A 23,730-nucleotide genomic window follows, 5' to 3' on the forward strand; every position below is an offset into this window, starting at 1 on the left:
CGTTGTTCAACCGCGTGGGGCCGCGGCCATTGAATCGGCGATGAGCCGGACGCGGTGGCCGATGGCTACCATGGTCGAAGTCACGAGTTGATCGGGGAAGTTGCGCGGCAACGAAGTAATGACAGCTTGTGCCTGACGCTCAGCGTTCGCCTGGATGTTTTCAAAGATTGCCTTCATCGTCGGGGTGCCGACACCTGCAATGTCCGCCGTCTGCATGAAATGACGGGGCACAATGTCGTGGATGGCATAGTGGCGGTTTTTCCCGACCGACATCGCGAGCTGGAATTTCTTGCGGGGGACCTGTTGCTGATCGAGGCTCGGCTGGGCGGTCAGGACGTCGTAGAGCGGTGTCATGCGGAAGCGTCCGCCGGGCCCAAGGAAGATGCTGAAGTTCTTCGCGTGACCGTCGGTCGCGCCGAGCAGCCAGAATATGATATTGGCGCGCATGAATGTCGCGATGTCAGCTTCAGGCGTGTCGCTGCCTTTCAGCAGGTTGATGATATCCCGCATCCCGGGCCCACCCTCGGACTGATATTTTTTGGTGGGCGGGATCGATAGGGCCTGGCAGGTGTCTTCTTGAGGCAGCCGAAGCAACCGTCCCTCCTTCGTCCAAAGGCGGTCGAAGCGTTCGACGATGAGTGTGCGGCGTCCCCCAAAGTCCGCGATCGCGACATTTGCGGCGGGGACCCCGAGCGCTTCCAACAGCTTCAGACAAAGATACTCATTCTCGACGCTATTTGAGAGATCGATGCCGTTGGGGAGCTGCCCGATCTGCGGTTTGAGAATATGGGTGGTGGCAGTGGTGCCGGTGGGTTTGAACCACTGTCCATCCTTACGCAGCAGCGCTGTCTTTTCCTGTGCCCCGGCAATCGAGATGCGGAAATCTTCATCCTCGCCCATGCCGAGCGGTGCTGCGTGGAGGTTCTTGACGATGTCGGCGATGTCGGCGTCAGTGACCGGCTTACCGTCTGTGCCACCGGCGCCGCCGGGGTCGACACCGTCGGGCAGAAATTGCAGGGCGCCCACGCAGTCATGACCGAGGGCGCTCAGCAGACTGAAGGCGTCAGTGCCGTCAGCGCCGACGCGCTCGGCGACACGCTTGCGGATAGGGTCGCTATCAGGCAACAGGTTGTCGAATACATTGATGACCGGGGTGCCGATATACCGGTCTTCGCGCAGGGGCAGCGACAGCGACACCGGAAATGTGGCGCCCCAGTCCAGCCAGTCGCTTACGTATTGAAAGTCGATTGCGCCTGTCGCCTCGCGGCGCAAGACGCCGACATGGCGGCCGTTCAGGAAGACATTGAGAGGGATGTGAGTTCGCTTCCTTGCCATCAGAATAGGTTCTCGATGTCGCTTGCGCTGCCTTGGCTGCGCGGCCGGACGACTATCTCAAGGTTCAGGGCCGAGAGGGCTTCCATCAGGGTGCGCAGTTGCACGGCGGGCTCCCCGGCTTCGAGGCGCGAAAGCGTGCCTTGCCGCAGGTGAATTTGTTCGCCCAGTGCGCCCTGGCTCAGTCGCGCCTGCTTGCGGGCGCGGCGCAAGATAGCGCCGAGTTGTTTTTCCGTACGGGCGATCTGTTCGCTCATGGCAGCCTCCGTGCATTGATATACGCGATAGCGTATATATCGTCAATATACGCAAATGCGTCTGATTTCGAATTATACGCGAAGTCGTATAAGAACGCTGTATACGCAAACGCGGATAGACCACACAGACCCAAGGCCGAAAACCCAAGCCTCGGGGTCTTTATGGGCCGATCTTCAGCACCATCTTCGCGCGCATCTGTGTGGAAATCTGCTCGGTCTCAATGCACCGGAAATGCAGCGTCGAGGTTGCGATCCTCATGCACAGTCCGCCACCCAGGAACAATCTATTCGCTCAGTCGGAAATTGCGGATTCTGTCGAACAGCACGGCGAGCACAATGGCGCTGCCGATAAATGTGCCTTGCCAGAAAGCGTGGTTGGTTCAAGGCATGCAATCGTGCCGCCGGTAGGTTCGGTGCCCCGACGCCTCGATATCAGGGCCAACGTCGTTCCAAAACCTGCCCTGACAAGATGAGGCCCGGGGGCCTGAGGTCGGAGCGACACCTCAAAGGGGAGTGAGGTCACTTCGCCAAGATCAACGTGCTCGTCGTCCCCAAGTTCCCGATCGCGAGCAATTCCAGCACTTTGGCGATCCGGCCGCGTGACGCCTGCAGCCTGAGGCTGGAAACGACAGGCCCGCCGCTTGGAGCGAGGCTGAGCGCCACACGCTCCACTATCACCCACTACGCCAGGAGCTCCAGGCCTTAGCCAGAGTGCCTAAGCCTCCAAATCCAATGAGCTAATTGTCATCGCACTGCGACTGAGAGTACGATTTTGACATTGGGAAAGTGGGGCAGGCATGCCGGTGCAACGCCTTACATCGACGAATTGAGCGTTGCGTTGGCTGCCCCGCCGAACCCCATGCTGCGTAACAGGCGGCCCGACTTGGCGACGTCCAAGCGGGCCGCTTTCGCAGGCCCACCTCAATTGACGACATGCACGACGCACGTATTGGCCAGCAATCCTTATCAGCGCTCTTCAACAGCGAAGAGACCGCCAGTCGTTGAAACGGTGCGGTGGCCGTTGAGCAGATGTCGGTGATTGCCCGTTTCGAGGGTCTATGCCCGATTGCTAAGTCTCTAATTACGCCAATATAGACGCGACCGGATGATATGAATCTGTCAATGACGAGGCGACATGAAGGCGACGGCGAATAGTAGCTTCATCATCGAACTTACTTATGCCGCAGACAAGGCTTCCACATTGACGCCCAATGAAACCGCCCGGCTTTTGCAGCAGGCCGCCGCAACAATCCGCAATTATCGCCAGCAGGTCGGCCACTCCGAAACACCGGCAAACGACTGTAGCCAGGGTGACATCGTCTTTGATCTGTTGGCCATGGCCAGCGCCGTCGAGTTGTTTTCGCCACAGAAAGTTTCCGCCCTGCTCCAGGAAGCCGCATCAACCATCAGGGCCTGCAAGATCATCGGCGAAACCGGCACGGTTTCAGCAAACGATCCATAGACAGCGCCACCTGACAGTCCTTGTTCTGTCTCTCCGCCCCTCCAAAACTGCCAAGGACGCCCCCAGCCATCCTCACTTCCACATCGACCGCATGCGTGCGCCTACATCGACCCGCACCTGACGTGAACTGGGCTCTACGCCGGTTGCGGGAACTTTCGGCCAGGTCGTTTGCTCGAAGAGCTTGAGCAAAGGCGCTGGGACGAAGCGAGTGCGGGAAGCATAGATGTGACGATCGCCCTGGGCGTTTTGTCCGTAGGTAAAGAAGCGCTGTGGCGTGATTAGCGCCAGGCTGTCCCGCGCCCTGGTCATGCCGACATAAAGCAGGCGCCGTTCTTCCTCCAATTCTGCAGTGGTCCCCGCCCCAAGATCGGAGGGGATGCAGCCGTCAACGACATTCAACATGAACACCGAGCGCCATTCCTGGCCCTTGGCGGAGTGGATCGTCGAAAGGATCAGATAGTCCTCATCAAGAAGGGGCACACCTGCCTGATCACTCGTCGCATCAGGGGGATCCAGCGTCAGTTCGGTGAGAAAGCGCTCCCTGCTGGGATAACCGGCCGCGATCTGCTCCAATTGCACGAGGTCGGCCTTACGTGTGTCTGGATCTTCGTGAATCCGCTCAAGATGCGGCTCATACCAGGCGCGTGCTGCCGCGAGTTCAACAGGCCAGCCGGCAGCGGATTTCCTCAGGCCCAAAAGAAGCGCGACGAAACTCGTCCAATCGTCGCCTGTCTTCGGCGGCGGCGGCACTTCTGCAAGCGACAGCAGCGGCTCTGACTCTAATGCTATCGTATCAAGGATTCTGCCTGCCGTCTGGGGGCCTATTCCTGGAAGCATCTGGAGCAGCCTGAAACCGGCGACTCGGTCGCGCGGGTTTTGGGCAAACCGCAAGACCGCGAGCAGGTCTTTCACATGTGCGCTGTCGAGAAACTTGAGCCCGCCAAACTTGACGAACGGAATGTTGCGTCGCGTGAGCTCGATTTCCAAGACGCCGCTATGGTTGGAGGAGCGAAACAGCACGGCCTGCTGCTTGAGCGTGACGCCCGTCTCCCGGGCCGCCAGCACCTGCTCCACTACAAACTTCGCCTGGTCGGCATCGTCCCGGACAGTCACGAGACGTGGACGTTGCAGCGATTGGCGATCCGTCCAGAGGTCCTTAGTGAAGCGTTCGCTTGCGAGCCCAATGACGCCGTTTGCGGCTTCGAGGATCGGCTGTGTCGATCGGTAATTGCGATCGAGCGTGATGACATCGGCGGCTTTCGGTGAAAATTCGTTTGGAAAGTCCAGGATGTTGCGGACGGTGGCGGCGCGGAAGGAGTAGATCGACTGCGCGTCGTCACCAACAACCGTCAAGCCGCGGCCGCCCGGTTTCAGGGCCATCAGTATCGATGCCTGAAGGCGATTTGTGTCTTGGTATTCATCGACAAGGACATGGTCGAAGCGGCTTCCGATGTCCTCGGCAAGCTCCGGCTCGGAAACGGTTTGGGCCCAGTAAAGCAGCAGGTCGTCATAGTCGAGGACGTTCTGCGCCTGCTTGGCTTCGACATAACGAGAAAAGAGCTGCTTGAGCTCATCCTCCCATCCCACCGCCCAGGGATAGGCGGCTTTCAGTATGTCACCGACAGAGGCTTGCGAATTTACCACACGAGAATAGATGGCAAGACATGTTCCCTTGGTCGGAAACCGGCTTTCTGTCTTCGAAAAGCCGAGCTCGTGCCGTACCAGATTCATCAGGTCGGCGCTGTCTTCGCGATCATGGATCGTGAAATCGACATTCACTCCGATCTGCCCGGCATAGATCCTGAGCAGGCGCGCACCAATCCCATGGAACGTTCCTGACCATGCCAGGGCGTCAGTCATGACGGCCGCATTTTCGCCCAGGACCTGCCGGCAGATCCGCTCGACGCGTCGCCCCATCTCGGAGGCCGCACGACGCGAAAATGTCATGAGTAGAATGCGCCGGGGATCCGCGCCGTTGACGATCAGGTGGGCGACCCGATGGGCGAGCGTATTCGTCTTGCCCGAACCAGCACCCGCAATGATCAGCAGGGGTCCGCCGATCTCCTCATCAGGCAGGCCAACTCCATGCTCGACCGCCTCGCGTTGACGATCGTTCAGCTTTTCCAGATAGGCAGTGCTCATCATTCCCCGCACTTGAAAATGCCCCACTCCGTCAGCCTTGCCGCTCCCGGGTCCCTCTGATCGACCTTGGCAAATCAAGAACAAACATGGAACATAGCAACTTGCCGCGGAAATGGATAGCTGTCGACCGACAAGTCCGGATAATCCTGCCATCCGCAACAGCTTCGGGTTGGGCAGTCGGTGGTGGCGCTTTACAGCGCACCGCTCGATGCCTGCCGAGCCGGCCCGTTTGGACATGTCAATGCGGAGCTACGGGGGTGCGCCGAGCGAGTTTGATCCTCGGCAAGGGCAAAGTCGGCAATAGTAAGCCAATTCGGCGTATTTTTTGGTGGGATAACTCGGCCCCACACCTGCATGCCTCTAGCCGAGGCGACGCTGTCGGGCGCCTGGCAAGGTACCGGGCAGGTGAGGTTGAGACCGAACGCCAATGCGGGATTGGGCTTACCTAGATCGGCGATCTGAGAGCTGGCGGCGCAAGGTCGCCCGGCTCGAAAGACTCCCTTTGCAAGTGGCATGGCGAACGCAATATCTGCCGCCAGGAACGATGAGGCGAGCTTCCACAACCTAGATAAGACGCAAAGCAGACCCGCCTTTGTCCATGCCGTTCTACGCCAGAGCACTCCCGCCCCTTCAAAGCAATTGCTTGCGGAAGTAGGCCATCCGAACGACCTCGACCTTCCTCCGATAGTCTTCTGCCCGTCGTTTCCCGAAGAGCCACGCGTTATGGCCGTTGTGGGCGAAACTCTGAAGAGGGCTGGCATCAATGTTGAACTGCGCGATACCGACAGACGGCTTCAGCGCCTACCTCCAACAGGCCAATGCGCCGGTAGGCCGGCCCGGCCGCTCGCTGGCTGGACCGCGCAACCCCGCCATCAATTTAGGTCGTTATGTCAACAACCCGGCCGAGGATGGTGGCTAGACAGGGCCAAACAGTGAGGACTTCAAGGGGATCTGTTGCAACGTTTTTGGTAACTGGTGGCGTGGGAGGAACCGTCATCGATTTTTGAGAAGTTCCGAATGTTTAAGGGCCGCCAGTTCGATCAGTCTGTCATCTTGTTATGCGTGCGCTGGTATCTGGCTTACAATCTGAGCCTGCGTGATTTGAAGGAAATGATGTCCGAACGCGGCATCGGCGTTGATCATTCGACGATCCATCGCTGGGTCATTCATTTCGCGCCGCTGCTGCTGGAGCGCTTCAACCGGCGCAAGCGTGCTGTCACCGGCGAATGGCATGTCGACGAAACCTACATCAAGGTTCGCGGTGAGTGGATGTATCTCTACCGCGCCATCGACAGTGTTGGCGACACGGTCGAATTCTGGTTCAGCGAGCATCGCGACCTGCTGGCGGCCAAGCGCTTCTTCAGGAAGGCCCTGGAGCGCCATGGCCGGCCCGATCGCATCGTCATTGACGGCAGCCAGACCAACCACGAAGCAATCGCTTCCTGCGATGCGGCAAATCGATTGCGGGATCGTTCCCGGCGCCGGCTGAAACCGATCACGATCGGGAAAAGTCGATACTTGAACAACAGGATCGAGCAGGACCACCGGCGCATCAAGCACCGTGTGCGACCGATGCTGGGCTTCAAGTCGCCGGCCGCCACCAGCATCATCCTGTCCGGCATCGAAATGGTTCATATGATGCGCAAACGACAGGCGAGGTACACCTTCAATCCAAATCCCTCCCTGGCAGAGCAGTTCACCATTCTGGCGGCATGATAGAGGCCGCCATCAGGCCAACCGCTGCAACCCAGAAAACTTTGCAACACAACCCGAATTGCGACACCTACGATGTGCCGTGTGTCGGCAGCAATTCGTGCCAAATCAAGCGAAATAGACAATACCAGTTTAACACCTGAGAAAAATTCTGCATAAAGGCGCGACTTTCAAAGGTGGTTCCGATGGGCGATCAGGCAATCCTCGACTTCCTCTCACGACAGCTTTCGGGCGAGAGCGGCGAGCCGCTCTACCGACGGCTGGAAGACGCCATCAAGCAGGCGATCTCCACCACCCAACTCAAGCGTAACGCCGTCATCCCCAGCGAGCGCACCTTGTGCGATGCGCTTGGCATCTCACGTGTCACAGTGCGCAAAGCCATCGACGGTCTTGTCTCAGATGGGCTGCTCGACCGTCGCCAGGGTGCCAAGACCGTCGTATCGTCGCGCCTGGAGAAATCTCTGGCGACCATGACAAGCTTTTCCGAGGACATGCGCTCGCGCGGGCTGGAACCCGGGTGCGTTTGGATTTCACGAGAGATTTCACGCCCTTCGCCTGCCGAGATGATGGCATTGGGCATTTCCGGCAGCGAAAAGGTCGTGCGCCTGCGTCGCCTGCGCACCGCCGACGACACGCCGATCGCCATCGAGATCGCCACGCTGCCAGCCCGCTTCGTTCCCGATCCCGAGGCAGTCAGGGAGTCGCTTTACGAATATCTCGAGGCCACCGGTGCCCTGCCGGTCCGGGCGCTGCAGCGGATGCAAGCCAAGCCCGCCACCGACGAGGAACGCCAGCTTCTCGCCACGGCCGAAGACACCTCGCTGCTGGTCATGGAGCGCCGCTGCTTCCTCGCCGACGGCCAGATCGTCGAATTCACCCAGACCAAATATCGCGGCGACGTCTACGACTTCGTAATCGAACTGATGCGATAATACCAGTTTAAAGCCTGTTGCAATCTGGTATTAGACTGCTACCGTTTGGGCATCACAGGAGATGCCCGCGTGCCGCTTGACTTCAAAGCCTTGGACAATGGCCTCATCGTGTCCTGCCAGCCTGTTAAGGGCGGAGCAATGGACAAGGCCGAGATGGTAGTGGGTTTTGCGCTGGCAGCCATCGACGGCGGTGCCGCCGCCCTTCGCATCGAATCCGCCGAGTATGTCGCCGCCGTCCGCGCCGCCACCGACAGGCCGATCGTCGGCCTCATCAAGCGCGACCTTGCCGACACACCCGTCCGCATCACCCCCTGGCTCAAAGACGTCGATGCGCTTGCCGCCGCCGGTGCCGACGTCATCGCCTATGACGCCACCCAGCGCGTCCGCCCGGTCGTGACCAGGGCCCTGATCGAGCGCATCCATTCCCACCGCCGTGCCGCCATGGCTGACTGCTCCATCCTCGCCGACGCAGAGCAGGCACTGGCCGAGGGCGCCGACGTGGTGGGCTCGACACTCGCCGGCTACACCGGCCCGGTCGAGCCAACTGAACCCGATTTCGCGCTGATATCGGCAATGCGCAAGCTCACGCCTCATGTCGTGGCCGAGGGCAATGTTCGCACCCCTGCTCAGGCGCAGCAGGCGCTGGCGTCCGGCGCTTCGATGGTGGTCGTCGGCTCGGCCATCACCCGGCCGGAATATGTGACCTCATGGTTCCGCGCCGCACTCGACGAAACCATCGCCAAGGCCGGGGCGTGATCGCCATGACCGACACCGTTCTCGCGCTCGACATCGGCGGCACCAAGATGCTCGCGGCACTGGTGCGTGGGGATGAGGTACTCGAAACCTACAAGATGCCAACGCCGCGTAGCGGCAATCCGGAGCAGTGGCTGGCACCTCTGTTCAACGCGATTTCAGGCTGGAATGGCCGCTACGACAGCGTCGGTGTCGCCGTCACCGGCATTATCGACGACGGCTTCTGGTCGCCGCTCAACCGCAAGACCCTTGATATTCCTGACCGCTTCCCGCTGGTCGCCACCGTAAGAAAGCTCACCGGCACGGATGCGGTGCTCGCCTCCAACGATGCCCAGGCAGCGGCCTGGGGCGAGTTCTCATTTGGTGCCGGCCAGAGCCAGGATCTCGTCTTCCTCACCATCTCCACGGGCATCGGCGGCGGCATCATCGTCAACGGCCGCCTGCTTGGCGGGGTAGCCGGACATTTCGGCCTGCTGCGCAGCCTTGATGAAAATGCAGGCGTTCTCGAGGACCATGTGTCCGGCAACTGGATCGCTGCACAGGCAGTACCGCACCAGCCCGGCGCCACCGCGCGCGAGGTCTTCGAAGCAGCCGCTTCGGGCCATGCCTGGGCGCAGGACATCATAATGGCATCGGTGGGCCAGACCGCACTCCTGTGCCGCAACATCAAGCTCATGCTCGACCCTGCCCGCATAGTGATCGGCGGCGGCATCGGCCTTGCACCTGGCTATCTCGAATCCGTCCGGCAGGCGCTGGGAAGCCTGCCGCCACGGCTCACCCCGCGGCTTCATGCAGCAGCACTCGGCGAGAGCGCCGGCGTCGTGGGCATCGCGGATCTAGCAAAACGTCAGAACTGACCAAGAGGGAGAACACATATGACATTTTCGACGCTCAGAAAGGGCGGCCTGATCGCGGTCGCGATCGCCAGCCTGATGGCGAGCCCCGCTTTCGCCAAGGTGACAGTGCTCGGCTGGCCGGGCGGTCCCGAGGAGACCGCGTTGCGCGCCGCTGCCGATGCCTACAACGCCAAGGCTGATGTCACCGACGCCAACAAGGTCGAGCTGTTGTTCTTCAACCGCGACGGCTTCTGGGACAAGCTGCAGGCCGACCTCGCCGCCGGCTCGAAGGCTTTCGACGCCAATCTGCTCGCCACCTACTCCATTGGCCGCTACGCGCCATTCATGGAACCGGTCGAGCTTTCGGATGAGGCCAAGGCCGTCTATGGCGACTCCGTGCTGTCTACCATGCAGTATGAAGGCAAGCAGTTCGGCGTTCCGACCGATCTCTCGCTGCACTTCATGTACTACCGCAAGGACCTGATCGAGGCTGTGCTGAAGGACGACGCGGCCAAGGCGAAGTTCGCCGAAATCTCGGAGAAGCACCTCGGCAAGAAGCTCGAGCCCAAGAACCCGGACGAGTGGACGTGGGACGACTATGCGGCGACCGCGCTGTATTTCACCCAGGCGGTCAACCCGGACAGCCCGACCCGCTACGGCACCGTGCTGCAACTCAAGAACCTGCTCTTCAACATGATGGTGTTCCAGTCGCTGCCGCGCTCTTATGGCGGCAACTGGATGGACGAGAGCGGCAAAGTCACGGTCAATTCCGACGCCTACCGCAAGGGCCTCGAGATCTACAAGCTACTCTATGACGCCGGCGCCACCCCCCGCGACTCGCTGTCCTACGAGTTCGCCGAGGCCAATGCCGCCTACGCCTCGGGCCAGGTTGCCGCGATGATGCAGTGGAACGCCGCGGCATCCGACCTGACCTCCAAGGAGAAGTCGCCAACGGTTGCCGGGGTCACCGAGACCATCGCGCCGCCGGCCGGACCCGAGGGGCGCTTCACCCACATCCATGGCCTCGGCTTCGGCCTCAACAAGAACGCCGAGAACAAGGATGGCGCCAAGGCCTTCATCAAGTGGCTATCGTCGAAGGAAGCGGCACTTATCTACGCCAAGAACAACGGTGCACCGGCGCTCACGCCCGACGTCGTCAAGGAAGTGGCGACCGAGCGTCCCGATCTGGTCAAGCTCGGCGAGTTCGCCAGCAAATACGGCTACGTCATGAACGGCGGCACCTCGGCCAAGGCACTCTCGGTCTACGAGCTTCAGGCCAAGGAGTTCACCGGCTATTGGTCGGGCCAACAGTCACTCGACGACGCCCTTGCCAACACCGAAAAGGGCATGGCTGAGCTGCTCAAGTAAGCGAATGGCCGGCGGCGGCGGCCGCCGCCGGCCATTCAACCGGTTCAGGATTCGGCACCTCCTCCCGCTCCATGCCCTGCCATGGCACGGGGATCCTGCCACCTTTTCCGCCTAGGCGGGCCTTCGGGTATTGGCCAGCCACCATTGCTTCCCTTGGAACGCCAGCCTTAGATCGATTGATGACAACGATTTCGCAACGCGCCCCCTCGTCCGAATTCCGGTTGCTGGCAGTCCCGCTGGTGCTGTTTCTCCTCGTCTTCCTCGGCTTCCCGGCGATCGTCAACCTCGTCTACTCAGTCTCCGAGGTCAGCTTCGAGACGCTGCGCAGCCCCGATATATCAGGCTTTTCCAACTTCGCTGCAGTCTGGAACGACAGTTCGTTCTGGCAAGCGAGCTGGTTTTCATTCCGCTTCGGACTGCTCACCGCAGTGCTCGAATGCTCGCTCGGCCTGTTCCTCGCCATTTTTCTTTCGCCGCTCGTCGAAAGGCGCAGTTGGCTGATGGCGATCCTGATGCTGCCGCTGATGGTGGCTCCGGCGCTTGTCGGCCTGATGTACCGCCTCGTGCTGCACGAATTCGTCGGCCCCGTGCCCTACTATCTCTGGACCTGGTTCGGCGCGAGCTTCTCGTTCCTCGGGCCGACTTCGGCCTTCTGGACGCTGACAGCGGTCGAGACGCTGCAGTGGACACCCTTCGCCTTCCTGCTCTTCTACATGGCCTATCAAGCCATCCCAAAGGAGATCATCGAGGCCTCTGCCATGGACGGCGCACGCTATCGCCACCGTCTCTGCTACATCGAGCTGCCGCTGATGGCGCCGACGATCGTTGTCGCCCTGCTCATCCGCTTCATCGACGGCTTCCGCGTCTTCGACAATGTCTATGTACTGACCGGCAGCGGCCCTGGCGGCTCCACCGCCTCGCTATCGATCTACATCTATGAAGCCTTCTTCAAGCAGGGCGCCATCGGTAAGGCAGTCGCCGCCTCGGTCATCCTGTTCGTGGTGTCGTTCGCTGTCCTTTACGGGCTCAACGCACTTGCCGCGCGCCGCAAGGGAGCCCGCTGATGATCAACGCCCTCCGCTGGATCGTCTTTGCCATCGCCGCCCTTGCGATGAATTTCCCGATCCTCGTCACGTTCTCGACCTCGTTGAAGAGTGCGCGCGAACTGTCGACCAATCCGGGCCTTTGGGTCTATGCGCCGACGCTCGAAAACTACGCCACCGTCTTCACGGTTTCCGACCGGCTGAACATCTTCCTCTACCTGATGAACAGCATTGCGGTCGCTGCCCTCGGAACACTGCTCGCTGTGGCGCTCGCCTTGCCAGCAGCCTACGCGATCGCCCGCGGCAAGCTCGGCGAACGCACGCTGCTGCCGCTCACCATCAACCTGCGCGCCGTGCCGCTGATCATCTTCGCCATCCCGCTCTACATGATGTTCCAGTGGCTTTCGCTGCTCGACACGCGCCTCGGCCTCGGCCTCATCCTCACCATCGTCAACTTGCCGCTGGCGCTGGTGATCCTGGTCAACGCCATCCGTGACCTGCCAGGCGAGCTCGACGAGGCGGCGCTGATGGACGGCGCGACGCGTTTCCAGATTCTGGCCAAGGTCATTGCGCCGCTGTGCCGACCGGCCATCGTTACCAGCCTGATCTTCGGCTTCATCACCGCCTGGAACGAGTTCCTGTTCGGCCTGATGCTGACCACGTCGAAGGCCGTGCCGATCACCGTCGGCGCCTCGTTCTTCTTTGCCGCCAGCGGCGGCGGCGTGCAGTGGGGCGTGGCCTCGGCCGTCATGATCGTCGGCGCGCTGCCGCCTGTACTGCTCGGCCTCATCATGTATCGCCAGATCAGCGGCTCGATGACAGCAGGCGCGGTCAAGGGCTGACACAGTTTCTGCCAGGAGGTTCTATGGCTACGATTTCTCTGCAAAAGGCCGGCAAGCGTTATGGCGGCACCGAGATCATCCGGGATCTCGACCTCGACATTTCAAACGGCGAGTTCGTCGTCATCGTCGGCCCGTCCGGCTGCGGCAAGTCCACGCTTTTGCGCATGATCGCCGGCCTCGAGGAGACCACCTCCGGCCACCTGCTGATCGACGGCCACGACGTCACCAAGGCGCCGCCGGTCGAGCGCCAGCTCGCCATGGTGTTCCAATCCTACGCGCTTTATCCGCACATGACCGTGCGCCAGAACATGGGCTTCGGGCTCAAGTTGGCGAAACTGTCGCCGGATGCGATCAAGGCCAAGGTCGACCAGGCCGCCGACACGCTGAAGCTCACCCATATGCTCGACCGCTACCCGCGCCAGCTCTCGGGCGGCCAGCGCCAGCGCGTCGCCATTGGCCGCGCCATCGTGCGCCAACCGGTCGCCTTCCTGTTCGACGAGCCGCTGTCCAATCTGGACGCAGCACTCCGCGTCGACATGCGGCTTGAGATCGCAAAGCTGCACCGGGCCCTCGGCGCCACGATGATCTATGTCACCCACGACCAGGTCGAAGCGATGACGCTGGCCGACCGCATCGTCGTGCTGAAGGAGGGCCGCGTCATGCAGCATGGCAGCCCACACGAGCTCTACGAGCGTCCCGCCAACCTATTCGTCGCCCAGTTCATCGGCAGCCCCAAGATGAACGTTCTCGCCTGCGCCCCATCGGGCGATGGCAAACTCGACCTGTCCGGCCAAGGCGCGCTGTCGCTTGCCTTCACCGGCGCGCCGACCCAGCTCGGGGCCCGCCCCGAGCATCTGACGCTCGTCGCCTCCGACAATGGCAACTGCCGCGGAACGGTCGAGGTCGCCGAATATCTCGGCGGCAACACCAGCGTCTTCGTCCGAAACGACCGCCTCGGCCTGATCAACGTCAACGCGCCTGCAGACACATCAGTCCGCATCGGCGAGACGGTCGGTATCGCAATCGACAGCAACCGAGTGACACTGTTCGATGAAAACGGCTCCGCTATCGCCCGTGCTGCATGAGCACGAAATCGCCCTGGGGCGATGACCACGGCAAAGATTGGAATCCGCACCTTGGCAGATCACCACCAGCGGCTGTGACTGGCGGCTTCCCTAGGCGAAATGGGATGGTCCGTACAGACTCGAACATATCTTAGGCTGCACGTCGAACAGCTATGCCTGCCCTTCCTGGCGAACCAGAGGCCAAGGAGTGCGTAGGGAACTTGGCCACGCCTTGAAGCTTCCAGCGCGAATAACTATCTCACTGTTGTTGCCGCTTTCCTCCTCCCTGAAGTGGCAACACAAAGCGGCCAACTCCTCCCAAGGCCGCTTCCTTATATTGAGCCCGTCGCGACCTCCTCCCCGCGGCGGGCTTTTCCTTTTTCAGACCCGGGTCGCTACCATTGCGGCCCGCCCCCGCCAAGGCCGGCCCGTCTGGACATGTCAATGCGGAGCAACGGGGGGTGCGCCGAGCGAGTTTGGTCCTCGGTAAGGGCAAAGTCGGCAATAGTAAGCCAATTCGGCGTATTTTTTGGTGGGATAGCTCGGCCCCACACCTGCATGCCTCTAGCCGAGGCGATTTTTCGTGCCATACAAATGTGGTCACGAAACAGAAGGTATTTTCGCAATGACGTCGACCAATGAAATTGCAGACAAGATCGCTGCCGACCAGAACCTCACAAAGGCGCAGGCCAAGACGGTCGTCGAAAGCGTTTTCAAGCAGATCGCTGACGCAGCAAAGGGCGGGGCCGAGACAAGCATTCCTGGCTTCGGCAAGTTCAAAGTGAAAGAGACGCCGGCGCGCGAGGGCCGCAATCCTTCGACTGGGGCAACCATCAAAATCGCAGCGTCGAAAAAGCTGACTTTTGCGCCTGCAAAGGCGATCAAGGACACTCTGAACGGCTGATCACAAGTCCGGCCGCATCGGTGGCCGTCGACCCGAAAGATCAGAAAAGCAAAGGGCCCCAGCTGCTACCAGTGGGGCCCACTTTGCTCCAGGCCTCGGTGCGATCGCCTCCGCTATCGTTTGTTCCCTGCCCCGCTCGATTGGGGATGGAACCGACAGGTTCACTCAACGTTGTGCGACGGCGCTTCTGACACCATCGTCAGAACGGGGGCGTTGCCAAGGGTAGGACCGATGAATAGGGCACTTCTGGCTTTGCCGCTCGCGGCGCTTGCATTGTCGGCAACTCCTCAAACGGAAAACGACTTTCTCCAATCGCTGTCGGGCACCTGGCAAGGTACCGGGCAGGTGAGGTTGAGACCGGACGCCAATGCGGTTTCGGTCCGCTGCACGCTGAACTCCCGCACCATCGGCAGTACTCTTAACCTGGACGGGAATTGCCGTGCGAAGGTTATCCTGTCCCGGCGCATTGGCATCGACTTGCACACCAAGGGCTTGAGCTATTCCGGCTCGTATGTCGGCTCGACGCGTGGACGCGCCAGCCTGTCTGGGCAACGAAGCGGCGATACCCTCAATCTTCAGGTCAAATGGCCCGATCGTGGGTCGGGCACCCGCATTGCGTCGATGCAATTGGCAAGCTCAAGACTGGGCGAAATGCGTGTTGTTACAATTGAACGACACCCGCGAACCGGGGCACGAATTGTCACTGCCAGCATTGGCTTCAGCCGCCAATAGTTCTCTTCGTTGCCAGCGCGTCCGCCCTGGGTTCCCGCTTGGTCTGAGAGGAACCTCTGCGGCTCTCGACGGTTGAGTTTCTTCCAAAGAGGATCTCGCCATGCCAGACGACAACAAGCGGGAAACAGGCGCTCGCGCACCTCGCTCCAAGAGTTCAAGCGACAGCCATGAGGAATTTTCCCAGCAAGCCGCTGCAAACAAGCAACCATCCGACAAATACGGAAATACTGCACCTCTCGATGAGGCTGAGGAAAAGGTCCGCCATTCAGATGGGCAAAACCCTGCAGGCTCCGAAAGAGGATTCGAAGTCGAACCCGGTGGAAGCGAGCAACCCGGCTACCGGATGAAAAAACGATCCCCTCGGCCCGTTCCAAGCCCCGCTACCGAAAAGGCCTCGGGGGCCGGGCAGGAAATCGCCGAAAGATCGGAAGACGCCAAAGCTCCGAAACCCGACCGTCGAGCTGGCGCCTAGGTCCAGCGCTGGCCGCAAATCGTTGCCCGCTCATCATTTGGAGGATCCAAGAATGCCCGACAAGCAAGCGTTCGAAGAGAAGTTCTGGAAGTACATTCGCGCAGACATGACAGTCATGCTGAGTGTTGCCGGTGTCGATGCGCGCCCGATGACTGCGCAGTTTGATGGCGAGCGAAAGACACTTTATTTCTTCACCGCCAAAGATACGGAAATTGCGCAAAAGGTTACCCGCGCCAGGAAGGCCACTTTGGTCTACGCGGCTAAAAAGCATGACCTGTTTGCAACGGTTCATGGCACGTTGAGGATCGACAATGACCGCGAAACGATCGACCGGCTTTGGAACCGCTTTGTGGCGGCATGGTTCGAGAAGGGCAAGGATGACCCAAAGCTCTGCCTGCTTCGGTTTGAGCCGGCCGACGCGCAAATATGGCTCGACGCATCCAGTCTGGTCGCCGGCGTGAAAATGTTCTTGGGCCTGGGTGACCCTAAGAAGGACTATGAAGACAGCGTTGCCTCGGTGAGCCTGAAGTAGGCTCTTGTAGCTGCGGCAGCTCGAGCGACAACCACTCTATGCAGCTTGCGGATGAGGTGACCAAGCTCCAGCTGACAAGTTCTATCCGGCTACGCTGAAACGGAGCTCTGAGCGGCCACTCCGGCCGACAAGATGCCAAAAAGGCTGCAGCCGCCATGCACCGGCCTAGCTCATCTCGCAAGCGAATGGGACTACGTCACCGGGCCAGGAGGAAATGCCATGATGATCGCAAACATGTGGCGGCTGGCGAAAGAAAGTTCGATCGCATTTATTGACGACAACGCGCTCAGCCATGGGGCAGCGATGGCGTTTTATGCCGCGACCTCTTTGGCACCAATCCTGCTGATTGTTGTAGCCATCGCCGGCGCGGTGTTCGGCCATGAAGCTGCTCAGCTGGCATTGTCAGCCCAGATCACTGGCCTCATGGGGGTGCAAAGTGCGGATTTGCTTCAGGTTGCCCTCGAAACTGCTTCTTCCAGCACTAAAGGATTGTGGGCAACTCTGATCGGTCTGGTGACCCTTTTCGTGACGGCATCCGGAGTTTTTGGCGAAATGCAGACGGCTTTAAACGTCATCTGGAAAGTCGAGCCTGAGGGCACCTCGGTATCGCGGCTGGTGAGGGCCCGGGCAGCAAGCTTGGGTCTCGTCGCAGCGCTGGGATTCTTGCTGTTGGTGTCCCTCATTGCAAGTGCTGCGATCTCCGCGATGGGCAATTTGATCAATGCCTACATGCCCTTCGGGACCATGATCGTTAGTGTTACCAATACGGTTGTTTCCTTCACGCTCATCACAGGAATGTTCGCTACAATATACAAAGTCTTGCCTGACCGCAGGTTGGCGTGGCGCGACGTCATTACCGGTGCGCTCGTCACAGCAGCGCTGTTCACATTAGGGAAGTCACTTATCGGCTGGTACATCGGCACCAGCTCGATAGCATCCTCGTATGGGGCAGCTGGGGGCCTGTTGGTGATCTTGTTGTGGGTCTATTATTCCTCGCAGATATTCCTGTTTGGTGCCGAGCTGACGCGCGCATACTCTGTGCTGCACGGCAGCCGGTCCGATCTCCAAACGGTGATTGCTCCAGCTGAAAACGCTCAACCCGCCACCGGTGAGGCTTCAGTGGGCATGCGCGATCTGCCAATGCTCGCGATGGTGGCAGGAGCATCGATTGTCGGAGTACTCGCGGCATGGCGGCTTCGCTCGAGACGCTCATGCTGATTTGCCGATGCGGATCCGGCAAACGTGAGCTCGCAACTGCGCGCGCTCTTGTCTGTCTTATGTGATCAACGCCAACGTGCGGTGCCTCTCCGCCCACGAGGGGCCGCGCAAGCGCTCCTCAGCGGTTCCTCCTAAGTTGCCAAAAAAGCGCAGGAAACGCTGTGTCATAACCGCGCTGTCTACGGGTTCTGTTATCTTGCACGGGCTCTTCGGGAACCTACTGGCACCGACGCGCTTATCCGACGAGCAACTTTCGGAGGCACACATGCCCAAATATCGTTTCGAATTCATGCATGAGACTGATGCTGCACCCGTTGTGCTTGAGCTGGCTGACGTGGAGGCCGCCAAGGCTCAGGCAAAACAGGCCATGGCGGAAAATGTTCTCGATCATGTCGCTGAACGACAAGATCCCAGCATGCTGTCCACACGCATATATGATGAAGCGGGTAACGTGATCGCAACCGTCGATTTTCATTCGGTGTTTCCGCAGAACCAGGTCGAAGAACTGCCGGCCGAAGACCCATCGGTAAAGCGCTCGGGGTAACGCTCCCAACGCGCGAAACAGCCAGCAGCGGAATAAAACCGTCAGGTCTGGAACCTGAATTCAGGCCATCCGTTCTCTGCAGGGGACTTCAACCCAAGGGAGCGAATGCACCATGCCAACCAAGGAAAAGGGTCTTGACGACCTGTTTTATGACACCCTTCGCGACATCTACTACGCCGAGCGCAAGATCCTTAAAGCTCTACCCAAGATGGCGCGCGGCGCCAGTTCGACTGAACTGAAGGCCGCCTTCGACAAGCACCGCGAGCAGACGGAAGGCCACGTCGAGCGCCTGCAGCAGGTGTTCGAAATCCTCGGCAAGCGTGCGCAGGGGAAAACTTGCCCTGCAATCGACGGCATCCTTGAAGAGGGCGAGGAAATTCTTGAAGATTTCAAGGGGACCGCGGCTGGCGATGCCGGCTTGATCTCCGCTGCGCAGGCAGTTGAGCACTATGAGATCACCCGTTACGGCACGCTGCGCCGCTGGGCGGAAATCATGAAAATGCCCGAAGCTGCCAAGCTGTTTGCAGCGACCCTCGCTGAAGAAGAGACGACAGACAAGGCTCTGACCATGTTGGCCGATAGCAAGGCCAACCGTGAGGCACTGGCGGCATAACGCCCCATCCACCCTCATAAAGGCCTGCCGGTTCTACCGGCAGGCCTTCCTGGGCCCCGTTGTCGGCCTTTGCTGATGATTTCTCACTCTTCAGCCGCAGTCTTGCGTTGGTGCGCGCATGGCCATGCAGTTTGGCCATTTTGGGAACTCAGCAGGACACCAATCAATTTAATCCTTTCTCACCAAGAGCCGATTATGCAGTCACGTCTCTACATCTTGCTTACGGTTGCCGCGATCACTGTCGTGAGCCTGCTCATCCTCGGCCTGCCGGATCGCAGCCTGGAAACAGGCGGTGAGAGCCACGTAATCAGCCAAAAGCTTGATTAGACCGTCGACGCAGGCCGCCCACGCCATAGCTGGGACGCGCGCTCATCATTATCGCGTGGCGACGAGTGAACATCGACCACGCGGTTAAAAGACAAGGAACCCTTGTTCTGCCTGCGGAGTTGAACACCAGAATCAAAAAGAAGCCTGACGAGCCTCAAGCGTCATGGATTGGAGATCGTGATGCAAACGGAACACCTCAACATCAGCCCGTTCAATGGGACGGTAACCGTCGCCTTTTCGGATGCCATTATAGCCTCCACGACCCACGCGCAGGTGATCTGCGTCGAAGGCGAGCCGGACGTGTTCTATGTCCCCTTCGAAGACATCTACTTCGAAATGCTGACGAAATCGCACAAGACTGTCCACCGGCCGGACTGGGGAATAGCCCATTTCTGGAGCGTATCCGCCGTAGGTGAAGCGGCGCACGACGTCATGTGGGCCTACCCGTCCCCCGAGCCGGCGGCAGCGACGCTCGCCAATCACGGTGCCTTCAACCCCGAAGTTGCACGAATCTCGGCTGTTTCTGCCGAACATGGAACCCGCTCAACCAATCTGCCCGCCTAGCGCAGCGAACAGCCCTTTCAAAAAGGATGAGCCTTATGGACCCCAAGGACACCAAGTCGCCACGACAACCGAGGCTGCCCACGGACGACGAACTGGTAAAGCATCTTGTCGAAACGAGCGATCTCTCGCCCTTGCAAGCGCAGGATCTGGTCCGTCGTCACGGACGCGACAGGGCCAAGCTCGATACCCTTGCCAAGTCGTTCAAGGCGGAAAGCTGAGCAAAGGAGCGGCGCGTGCCGCGATAATCTGTCAACGCATCCTTGGCTCAAGCGAAAGCCCCGCCGCAGGCATTGCGGCGGGGCTTCTGAAGGCATGGAGAAAAGGAGTAGAAACCACGCCGTGGCCTCTACCAAACAAGGTAGAATGCCAAAGCAGGTTCGTTACGGCGAGAGCGTTACTCCGGTCACCTTGGTGGCATCGTCATCGGCGGTGGAAATCGAGACCTTCGCGCCAACGGCAACTTCCGGAGGGATCGCCACATCTGGCGGCACCGTAAAGCTTTTGCCGTCCTCAAGTGTGATAACCTTCGTCTCCTTGATGTACTCCTTGACCACGCCGTCAACAGTGGCGGCCCAGGCTGTTCCGGTCATGAGAGCAGCGGCACCGAGTGCAATAATGAGTTTCCTCACGATCGTTCTCCTTGGTTGTAGCCCCCGAGCCCTACCAACGCTTTCCCATGGGCATGGTTGCAACGAAGATTCAGCTGCGTTTGAGCTGCGGGGCTGACATCTCACCGTGAGGGCTGTGTTTCGTAGTAACTATACATGCTTCGGCTGTTCTCTTCTGACCAGCTGTATTCGGCTCCCCGGTTACATTTGGTACCCCTTGGAATTGATCCTTGCTGATTTTGACCTGAAGCCCTCGAGGCTGACCCCAGCCAACCTGACAAATGGTCCTCGCCCATCCAAGGAAGCCACCGAAGCTCTGTACGGCATGGGCAACCCGGCCTCCGACTTTCTCCAGCCCCAATCGTTGGGCAAGCGGCTGCAATCGCAAGTGGCAGGGCGTCGGCTACTTAGTAAATTTGTGCACTGCGTTAGGTTGACCAGTTGGCCAGCTGCTCTATCGCGCACTTACGATGGATCGAGTTTGCCAGGTTGCGCGTTCAAAGAGAGCTTCTTCATTCAGCACCTCGAATGCTGGGGGTTGTACGATGAAAGACATCAATTCTGTCGATTTCGACGAGCCCGCCACCTTCTTTGAAAGCAAGGAGCACCAGCCACACGGAATGGCGTTCGACCACCTGTCGCAAGCCTTGCGCCACGCAGCACATGTTCCACTGAGCCGGCAGCATCCTTCGGCTAAGATCGTCACACGTTCCAAAGTGCAATTTGGATGGGAGCAGATAACCGCTCTTCACGAACGTTTGCGCAGGCAAGACAGCCAAGGCTAGGGCATGCGAACCCTGCCGATGGGGAGGTACGTCATGGCAACAATTATGTGGTTTGGCGCTTTGCTGGTCCTTTGCGGCGTCGTGATGTTGGCATTGGCGGCCATATATCGGGGTCGGCTCAGTGACAGTCATGCCGATCCCATTGCAGGTCGCACATTGGAACCTCGGCGTGGCGGTGTGGGTGTCCTTGGCATAGGTCAAAACTGGCCAGGCCTGTTGCTAATCACTATCGGCGCAATCGTGCTTGTAGCTGGGGCACTCGCCTAGAAGGCGCGTATTCATGGCGTCGAGGCCCGATCAATCCTGCAAGATGCCGATGGCCTTAGCGTACACGTGATGGGCCTGACTGAGCCGAGCTTGCGTCCCTACCGCGCCGCGAGCGCTCTTGCCGCTCCAGCCACTGCGCGGCAATTTGTTCGTCCGCATCCATCCATGCATTCCGCCGGCGACGGATGGCGGCAAGCTCAGCTGGCAAACGTCCTTGCAACCAGGAAGCAATCACCTCGGGGTGGATGTAGCCCTTTTTGCAAACAGCTCGGGTGTTTCCAAGCTGGTGCGCGACCTTGTCGATAGCTGCATTGCACGCCACGGCCGCCGCTCGCTTGTCCTCCGGGAGTGGACGCCCCCCAAACAGCGCCAGCGCGCGCACCGTGCCGCCCCAGGTTCTGAAATCCTTTGAGGAAAACGGCCCATCGGTGGCGCGCCGGATATAGTCGTTCACTTCGTCGGACGTAACGGTGGACCTGGAACTGTCGTCACCAAGATATTGGAACAGGCTCTGACCCGGCAATTCCTGGATTTGTCTGATGATGCGGGCCATCCTCCGGTCGGTCAGTCGCAGACGCCAATCCTTGCCAGACTTGCCCTTGAAAGCGAACCTGAGTTCTGAGCCATCAACTTTGACGTGACGGTTTCGCAGCGTCGTCAGCCCGAAACTGCCATTGTCGCGGGCATAGCTTGTGCTTCCAACGCGGATCATTGCGTTGTCGAGCAGCCACACCACGGCGGCGATCACTTTGTCCCTCGGCAGTCCCCGCTTGCCAAGGTCGAGGTTCGCACGCCGTCTCAGCTTGAGCAGGGCCTTGGCGAAATCGCGCAGACTGGCGAATTTGTCCTCGCCGCGGACTTCCGACCATTTCGCATGATACCGGTACTGCTTGCGCCCTCGCTGGTCGCGTCCGGTCGCCTGGACGTGCCCGCGAGCATCGCTGCAGATCCAAACGTCAGTCCAGGCTGGAGGGATGGCGAGCGCGTCGAGCCGGGCGATCGTGCTGGGATCATCGAGCCACCGCCCATTCGTGTCCCGATAACGAAAACGCTTGCCCGAGCGATGGCGCGAAATCCCCGCTTCGTCGTCATTTACATAGCGCAACGAGACAGCCGCAGCCGCCGCTTGGGGGGCAGTCGATGGGGATTGGTTCTGTCGATGCATGACTGGTCCTCGCGCCGGGGAAATAAGCGTTCGCCCCGCTCAAGGTTCCCACGCGTCGGGAACTGTCCGTCCAGATAGGCGTTTGCACCGCATGTAATCCCCCCACGGGAGCGCGAGACGCCACGAGCCGACAGGACACGTATGCCAACAAGCAAAAGCGCAAAGCCGGGCGGGCTCCGGCCGGGAAAAAGCCCGACGCGAACGCGTCCAACTCGTCCCGCCTATGGCAACAACGCAATCGCAACTCGAGACCGCCGCGAGGCTCACTGAATCGGAGATTGCCATGTCCGCGCATGCTGAAGTCAAGAAGCAGCAATCAATCCAGCGCAAGGTAGATGCCGACGACGCCAAGGAACAGAGATCCGAAACGAAGGCAATGCAGGCAGGAGCGCGCCTCTACCCCGTCCCTCCGTTTCCTAAGCAGCACTTGGCGAAGCCCGGGCATGAAACGCAGGTCGATCCAGCGCCTCTCTATGACGCGCCCTACTACAAGGGATCGGAAAAGCTTGCCGGCAAGGTCGCTCTGATCACGGGCGGAGATTCTGGCATAGGACGGGCGGTGGCGGTGCTGTTTGCGCGCGAAGGCGCCGATATAGCTATCAGCTACCTCAACGAACATCGCGATGCAGAACGAACCAAGCAAGCAGTGGAGGCAGAGGGTGCCAAGTGCATCCTGCTTCCCGGCAACGTCGCCGACAGAGCCTTTTCCCGCAAGGCCGTTGCGGAGACGGTGAAACAACTCGGAAGCCTCGATATCCTGGTGAACAATGCCGCTTTTCAGGTCCATTCAAGCGATTTCGCCGACCTGACAGAGAAGCATTTCGACACCACCCTCAAGACCAACCTGTATGGCTATTTCCATATGAGCCAGGCTGCCGTCGATCACATGCAGCCCGGATCGGCCATCATTAATACAGGCTCGGTCACCGGCATTAGCGGCAGCAAGGAGCTGGTCGACTACTCGATGACCAAGGGCGGCATCCATGCGTTCACAAAAGCGCTCTCCGCCAACCTTATCGACAAGGGCATACGGGTGAACGCGGTAGCGCCAGGGCCTGTCTGGACCCCGCTCAACCCCTCCGACAAGGCAGCGGAAGACGTGTCGACCTTCGGCGCCAAGACCCCGATGAAGCGCCCCGCGCAACCCGAAGAGATCGCGCCAGCCTACGTGTTTCTCGCTTCGTCGCATTGCTCGAGCTACATTACCGGAGAGATATTGCCGATCATCGGCGGGTACTAACCTCGGGAGGTGCGG

At 59.9% G+C, this 23,730-nt stretch carries 26 protein-coding genes; 21 read left to right on the top strand and 5 right to left on the bottom strand.

Annotation, left to right across the window (positions count from 1 at the left end; all coding sequences use genetic code 11):
* Positions 1 to 6 precede the first annotated feature (6 nt).
* On the bottom strand, positions 7 to 1,335 hold the full coding sequence (locus tag IHE39_RS18220) for a type II toxin-antitoxin system HipA family toxin (protein WP_192567463.1): 1,329 nt from the start codon (positions 1,333 to 1,335) through the stop codon (positions 7 to 9).
* Entirely contained in the window at positions 1,335 to 1,589 is a 255-nt protein-coding gene (locus IHE39_RS18225; RefSeq protein ID WP_184771585.1) for a helix-turn-helix domain-containing protein, read from the bottom strand. Before IHE39_RS18225 ends, IHE39_RS18220 begins: the two co-directional genes overlap by 1 nt.
* A gap of 1,135 nt (positions 1,590 to 2,724) precedes the next feature.
* On the opposite strand from IHE39_RS18225, the gene IHE39_RS18230 reads away from it, so the two are divergent.
* Positions 2,725 to 3,051 (top strand): hypothetical protein, encoded by a 327-nt coding sequence (locus IHE39_RS18230; protein ID WP_192567464.1) that lies wholly within the window; start codon positions 2,725 to 2,727, stop codon positions 3,049 to 3,051.
* Between the two features lie 72 nt (positions 3,052 to 3,123).
* On the opposite strand, the gene IHE39_RS18235 is transcribed toward IHE39_RS18230, so the two are convergent.
* A complete protein-coding gene (locus IHE39_RS18235) occupies positions 3,124 to 5,193 on the bottom strand; it encodes an ATP-dependent helicase (RefSeq protein WP_192567530.1) in 2,070 nt (689 codons plus the stop codon).
* Between the two features lie 1,017 nt (positions 5,194 to 6,210).
* Here IHE39_RS18235 and IHE39_RS18240 point away from each other — a divergent pair.
* The 18 genes from IHE39_RS18240 to IHE39_RS18320 all read left to right on the top strand — a co-directional run bounded on the left by IHE39_RS18240 (position 6,211) and on the right by IHE39_RS18320 (position 19,868).
* Positions 6,211 to 6,909, top strand: a complete 699-nt coding sequence (locus IHE39_RS18240) for an IS6 family transposase (RefSeq protein WP_192567531.1) — start codon at positions 6,211 to 6,213, stop codon at positions 6,907 to 6,909.
* A gap of 182 nt (positions 6,910 to 7,091) precedes the next feature.
* Positions 7,092 to 7,838 carry a GntR family transcriptional regulator gene (locus IHE39_RS18245; RefSeq protein WP_192567465.1) on the top strand — a complete coding sequence of 249 codons (747 nt, stop codon included), beginning with the start codon at positions 7,092 to 7,094 and terminating at the stop codon, positions 7,836 to 7,838.
* Positions 7,839 to 7,907: 69 nt separating this feature from the next.
* Positions 7,908 to 8,594, top strand: coding sequence for an N-acetylmannosamine-6-phosphate 2-epimerase (locus IHE39_RS30720; protein WP_343070103.1), 687 nt, complete (start codon positions 7,908 to 7,910; stop codon positions 8,592 to 8,594).
* Between the two features lie 5 nt (positions 8,595 to 8,599).
* Entirely contained in the window at positions 8,600 to 9,448 is an 849-nt protein-coding gene (locus IHE39_RS30725; protein WP_192567466.1) for an ROK family protein, read from the top strand.
* Positions 9,449 to 9,466: 18 nt separating this feature from the next.
* Positions 9,467 to 10,795 carry an extracellular solute-binding protein gene (locus tag IHE39_RS18260; RefSeq protein WP_184771581.1) on the top strand — a complete coding sequence of 443 codons (1,329 nt, stop codon included), beginning with the start codon at positions 9,467 to 9,469 and terminating at the stop codon, positions 10,793 to 10,795.
* Positions 10,796 to 10,974: 179 nt separating this feature from the next.
* Positions 10,975 to 11,859 carry a carbohydrate ABC transporter permease gene (locus IHE39_RS18265; protein ID WP_192567467.1) on the top strand — a complete coding sequence of 295 codons (885 nt, stop codon included), beginning with the start codon at positions 10,975 to 10,977 and terminating at the stop codon, positions 11,857 to 11,859.
* Positions 11,859 to 12,680, top strand: coding sequence for a carbohydrate ABC transporter permease (locus IHE39_RS18270; protein ID WP_192567468.1), 822 nt, complete (start codon positions 11,859 to 11,861; stop codon positions 12,678 to 12,680). The genes IHE39_RS18265 and IHE39_RS18270 overlap by 1 nt, the downstream gene beginning before the upstream one ends.
* A 23-nt stretch (positions 12,681 to 12,703) precedes the next feature.
* The gene (locus IHE39_RS18275) at positions 12,704 to 13,765 is read left to right on the top strand and encodes an ABC transporter ATP-binding protein (protein WP_192567469.1); all 1,062 of its coding nucleotides are present in this window, start codon (positions 12,704 to 12,706) and stop codon (positions 13,763 to 13,765) included.
* A gap of 604 nt (positions 13,766 to 14,369) precedes the next feature.
* The gene (locus IHE39_RS18280; protein ID WP_184771573.1) at positions 14,370 to 14,648 is read left to right on the top strand and encodes an HU family DNA-binding protein; all 279 of its coding nucleotides are present in this window, start codon (positions 14,370 to 14,372) and stop codon (positions 14,646 to 14,648) included.
* Positions 14,649 to 14,879: 231 nt separating this feature from the next.
* Positions 14,880 to 15,380 (top strand): hypothetical protein, encoded by a 501-nt coding sequence (locus tag IHE39_RS18285; RefSeq protein WP_192567470.1) that lies wholly within the window; start codon positions 14,880 to 14,882, stop codon positions 15,378 to 15,380.
* 100 nt (positions 15,381 to 15,480) lie between these two features.
* Complete coding sequence (locus tag IHE39_RS18290; protein ID WP_192567534.1) at positions 15,481 to 15,852, top strand: hypothetical protein; 372 nt, start codon at positions 15,481 to 15,483, stop codon at positions 15,850 to 15,852.
* A 52-nt stretch (positions 15,853 to 15,904) separates the two neighbouring features.
* Positions 15,905 to 16,384: a pyridoxamine 5'-phosphate oxidase family protein gene (locus IHE39_RS18295; RefSeq protein ID WP_192567471.1), complete on the top strand. Its 480-nt coding sequence runs from the start codon at positions 15,905 to 15,907 to the stop codon at positions 16,382 to 16,384.
* Between the two features lie 219 nt (positions 16,385 to 16,603).
* Positions 16,604 to 17,602, top strand: coding sequence for a YihY/virulence factor BrkB family protein (locus tag IHE39_RS18300; protein ID WP_246471209.1), 999 nt, complete (start codon positions 16,604 to 16,606; stop codon positions 17,600 to 17,602).
* Between the two features lie 265 nt (positions 17,603 to 17,867).
* The gene (locus IHE39_RS18305; RefSeq protein ID WP_192567472.1) at positions 17,868 to 18,146 is read left to right on the top strand and encodes a DUF6894 family protein; all 279 of its coding nucleotides are present in this window, start codon (positions 17,868 to 17,870) and stop codon (positions 18,144 to 18,146) included.
* 112 nt (positions 18,147 to 18,258) lie between these two features.
* The gene (locus IHE39_RS18310) at positions 18,259 to 18,759 is read left to right on the top strand and encodes a YciE/YciF ferroxidase family protein (protein WP_184771565.1); all 501 of its coding nucleotides are present in this window, start codon (positions 18,259 to 18,261) and stop codon (positions 18,757 to 18,759) included.
* Between the two features lie 195 nt (positions 18,760 to 18,954).
* Positions 18,955 to 19,086: a hypothetical protein gene (locus tag IHE39_RS30975; RefSeq protein WP_281399378.1), complete on the top strand. Its 132-nt coding sequence runs from the start codon at positions 18,955 to 18,957 to the stop codon at positions 19,084 to 19,086.
* Between the two features lie 180 nt (positions 19,087 to 19,266).
* On the top strand, positions 19,267 to 19,650 hold the full coding sequence (locus IHE39_RS18315) for a DUF427 domain-containing protein (protein WP_184771757.1): 384 nt from the start codon (positions 19,267 to 19,269) through the stop codon (positions 19,648 to 19,650).
* A 35-nt stretch (positions 19,651 to 19,685) separates the two neighbouring features.
* A complete protein-coding gene (locus tag IHE39_RS18320) occupies positions 19,686 to 19,868 on the top strand; it encodes a hypothetical protein (RefSeq protein ID WP_192567473.1) in 183 nt (60 codons plus the stop codon).
* 162 nt (positions 19,869 to 20,030) lie between these two features.
* On the opposite strand, the gene IHE39_RS18325 is transcribed toward IHE39_RS18320, so the two are convergent.
* A complete protein-coding gene (locus IHE39_RS18325) occupies positions 20,031 to 20,279 on the bottom strand; it encodes a DUF1344 domain-containing protein (protein WP_312880907.1) in 249 nt (82 codons plus the stop codon).
* A 524-nt stretch (positions 20,280 to 20,803) separates the two neighbouring features.
* Between IHE39_RS18325 and IHE39_RS18330 the strand changes: the two genes are divergently transcribed.
* Positions 20,804 to 21,043, top strand: a complete 240-nt coding sequence (locus IHE39_RS18330; RefSeq protein ID WP_184771559.1) for a hypothetical protein — start codon at positions 20,804 to 20,806, stop codon at positions 21,041 to 21,043.
* 322 nt (positions 21,044 to 21,365) lie between these two features.
* Here the strand turns inward: IHE39_RS18330 and IHE39_RS18335 are convergent, their stop codons facing one another.
* On the bottom strand, positions 21,366 to 22,475 hold the full coding sequence (locus tag IHE39_RS18335; RefSeq protein WP_192567474.1) for a DNA topoisomerase IB: 1,110 nt from the start codon (positions 22,473 to 22,475) through the stop codon (positions 21,366 to 21,368).
* A 283-nt stretch (positions 22,476 to 22,758) separates the two neighbouring features.
* Between IHE39_RS18335 and IHE39_RS18340 the strand changes: the two genes are divergently transcribed.
* Positions 22,759 to 23,715, top strand: coding sequence for an SDR family oxidoreductase (locus IHE39_RS18340; protein WP_192567533.1), 957 nt, complete (start codon positions 22,759 to 22,761; stop codon positions 23,713 to 23,715).
* Positions 23,716 to 23,730 lie beyond the last annotated feature (15 nt).

Origin of the sequence: Aminobacter carboxidus, from assembly GCF_014863355.1 — a bacterium.
In the GTDB taxonomy this organism is placed as follows: Bacteria; Pseudomonadota; Alphaproteobacteria; order Rhizobiales; family Rhizobiaceae; genus Aminobacter; species Aminobacter carboxidus.

What these genes read in the sequence shown, in the direction of transcription:
- IHE39_RS18220 (WP_192567463.1), bottom strand. Translation starts at nt 1,335, where the DNA reads ATGGCAAGGAAGCGAACTCACATCCCTCTCAATGTCTTCCTGAACGGC.
- IHE39_RS18225 (WP_184771585.1), bottom strand. Translation starts at nt 1,589, where the DNA reads ATGAGCGAACAGATCGCCCGTACGGAAAAACAACTCGGCGCTATCTTG.
- IHE39_RS18230 (WP_192567464.1), top strand. Translation starts at nt 2,725, where the DNA reads ATGAAGGCGACGGCGAATAGTAGCTTCATCATCGAACTTACTTATGCC.
- IHE39_RS18235 (WP_192567530.1), bottom strand. Translation starts at nt 5,193, where the DNA reads ATGAGCACTGCCTATCTGGAAAAGCTGAACGATCGTCAACGCGAGGCG.
- IHE39_RS18240 (WP_192567531.1), top strand. Translation starts at nt 6,211, where the DNA reads ATGTTTAAGGGCCGCCAGTTCGATCAGTCTGTCATCTTGTTATGCGTG.
- IHE39_RS18245 (WP_192567465.1), top strand. Translation starts at nt 7,092, where the DNA reads ATGGGCGATCAGGCAATCCTCGACTTCCTCTCACGACAGCTTTCGGGC.
- IHE39_RS30725 (WP_192567466.1), top strand. Translation starts at nt 8,600, where the DNA reads ATGACCGACACCGTTCTCGCGCTCGACATCGGCGGCACCAAGATGCTC.
- IHE39_RS18260 (WP_184771581.1), top strand. Translation starts at nt 9,467, where the DNA reads ATGACATTTTCGACGCTCAGAAAGGGCGGCCTGATCGCGGTCGCGATC.
- IHE39_RS18265 (WP_192567467.1), top strand. Translation starts at nt 10,975, where the DNA reads ATGACAACGATTTCGCAACGCGCCCCCTCGTCCGAATTCCGGTTGCTG.
- IHE39_RS18270 (WP_192567468.1), top strand. Translation starts at nt 11,859, where the DNA reads ATGATCAACGCCCTCCGCTGGATCGTCTTTGCCATCGCCGCCCTTGCG.
- IHE39_RS18275 (WP_192567469.1), top strand. Translation starts at nt 12,704, where the DNA reads ATGGCTACGATTTCTCTGCAAAAGGCCGGCAAGCGTTATGGCGGCACC.
- IHE39_RS18280 (WP_184771573.1), top strand. Translation starts at nt 14,370, where the DNA reads ATGACGTCGACCAATGAAATTGCAGACAAGATCGCTGCCGACCAGAAC.
- IHE39_RS18285 (WP_192567470.1), top strand. Translation starts at nt 14,880, where the DNA reads ATGAATAGGGCACTTCTGGCTTTGCCGCTCGCGGCGCTTGCATTGTCG.
- IHE39_RS18290 (WP_192567534.1), top strand. Translation starts at nt 15,481, where the DNA reads ATGCCAGACGACAACAAGCGGGAAACAGGCGCTCGCGCACCTCGCTCC.
- IHE39_RS18295 (WP_192567471.1), top strand. Translation starts at nt 15,905, where the DNA reads ATGCCCGACAAGCAAGCGTTCGAAGAGAAGTTCTGGAAGTACATTCGC.
- IHE39_RS18300 (WP_246471209.1), top strand. Translation starts at nt 16,604, where the DNA reads ATGATGATCGCAAACATGTGGCGGCTGGCGAAAGAAAGTTCGATCGCA.
- IHE39_RS18305 (WP_192567472.1), top strand. Translation starts at nt 17,868, where the DNA reads ATGCCCAAATATCGTTTCGAATTCATGCATGAGACTGATGCTGCACCC.
- IHE39_RS18310 (WP_184771565.1), top strand. Translation starts at nt 18,259, where the DNA reads ATGCCAACCAAGGAAAAGGGTCTTGACGACCTGTTTTATGACACCCTT.
- IHE39_RS30975 (WP_281399378.1), top strand. Translation starts at nt 18,955, where the DNA reads ATGCAGTCACGTCTCTACATCTTGCTTACGGTTGCCGCGATCACTGTC.
- IHE39_RS18315 (WP_184771757.1), top strand. Translation starts at nt 19,267, where the DNA reads ATGCAAACGGAACACCTCAACATCAGCCCGTTCAATGGGACGGTAACC.
- IHE39_RS18320 (WP_192567473.1), top strand. Translation starts at nt 19,686, where the DNA reads ATGGACCCCAAGGACACCAAGTCGCCACGACAACCGAGGCTGCCCACG.
- IHE39_RS18330 (WP_184771559.1), top strand. Translation starts at nt 20,804, where the DNA reads ATGAAAGACATCAATTCTGTCGATTTCGACGAGCCCGCCACCTTCTTT.
- IHE39_RS18335 (WP_192567474.1), bottom strand. Translation starts at nt 22,475, where the DNA reads ATGCATCGACAGAACCAATCCCCATCGACTGCCCCCCAAGCGGCGGCT.
- IHE39_RS18340 (WP_192567533.1), top strand. Translation starts at nt 22,759, where the DNA reads ATGTCCGCGCATGCTGAAGTCAAGAAGCAGCAATCAATCCAGCGCAAG.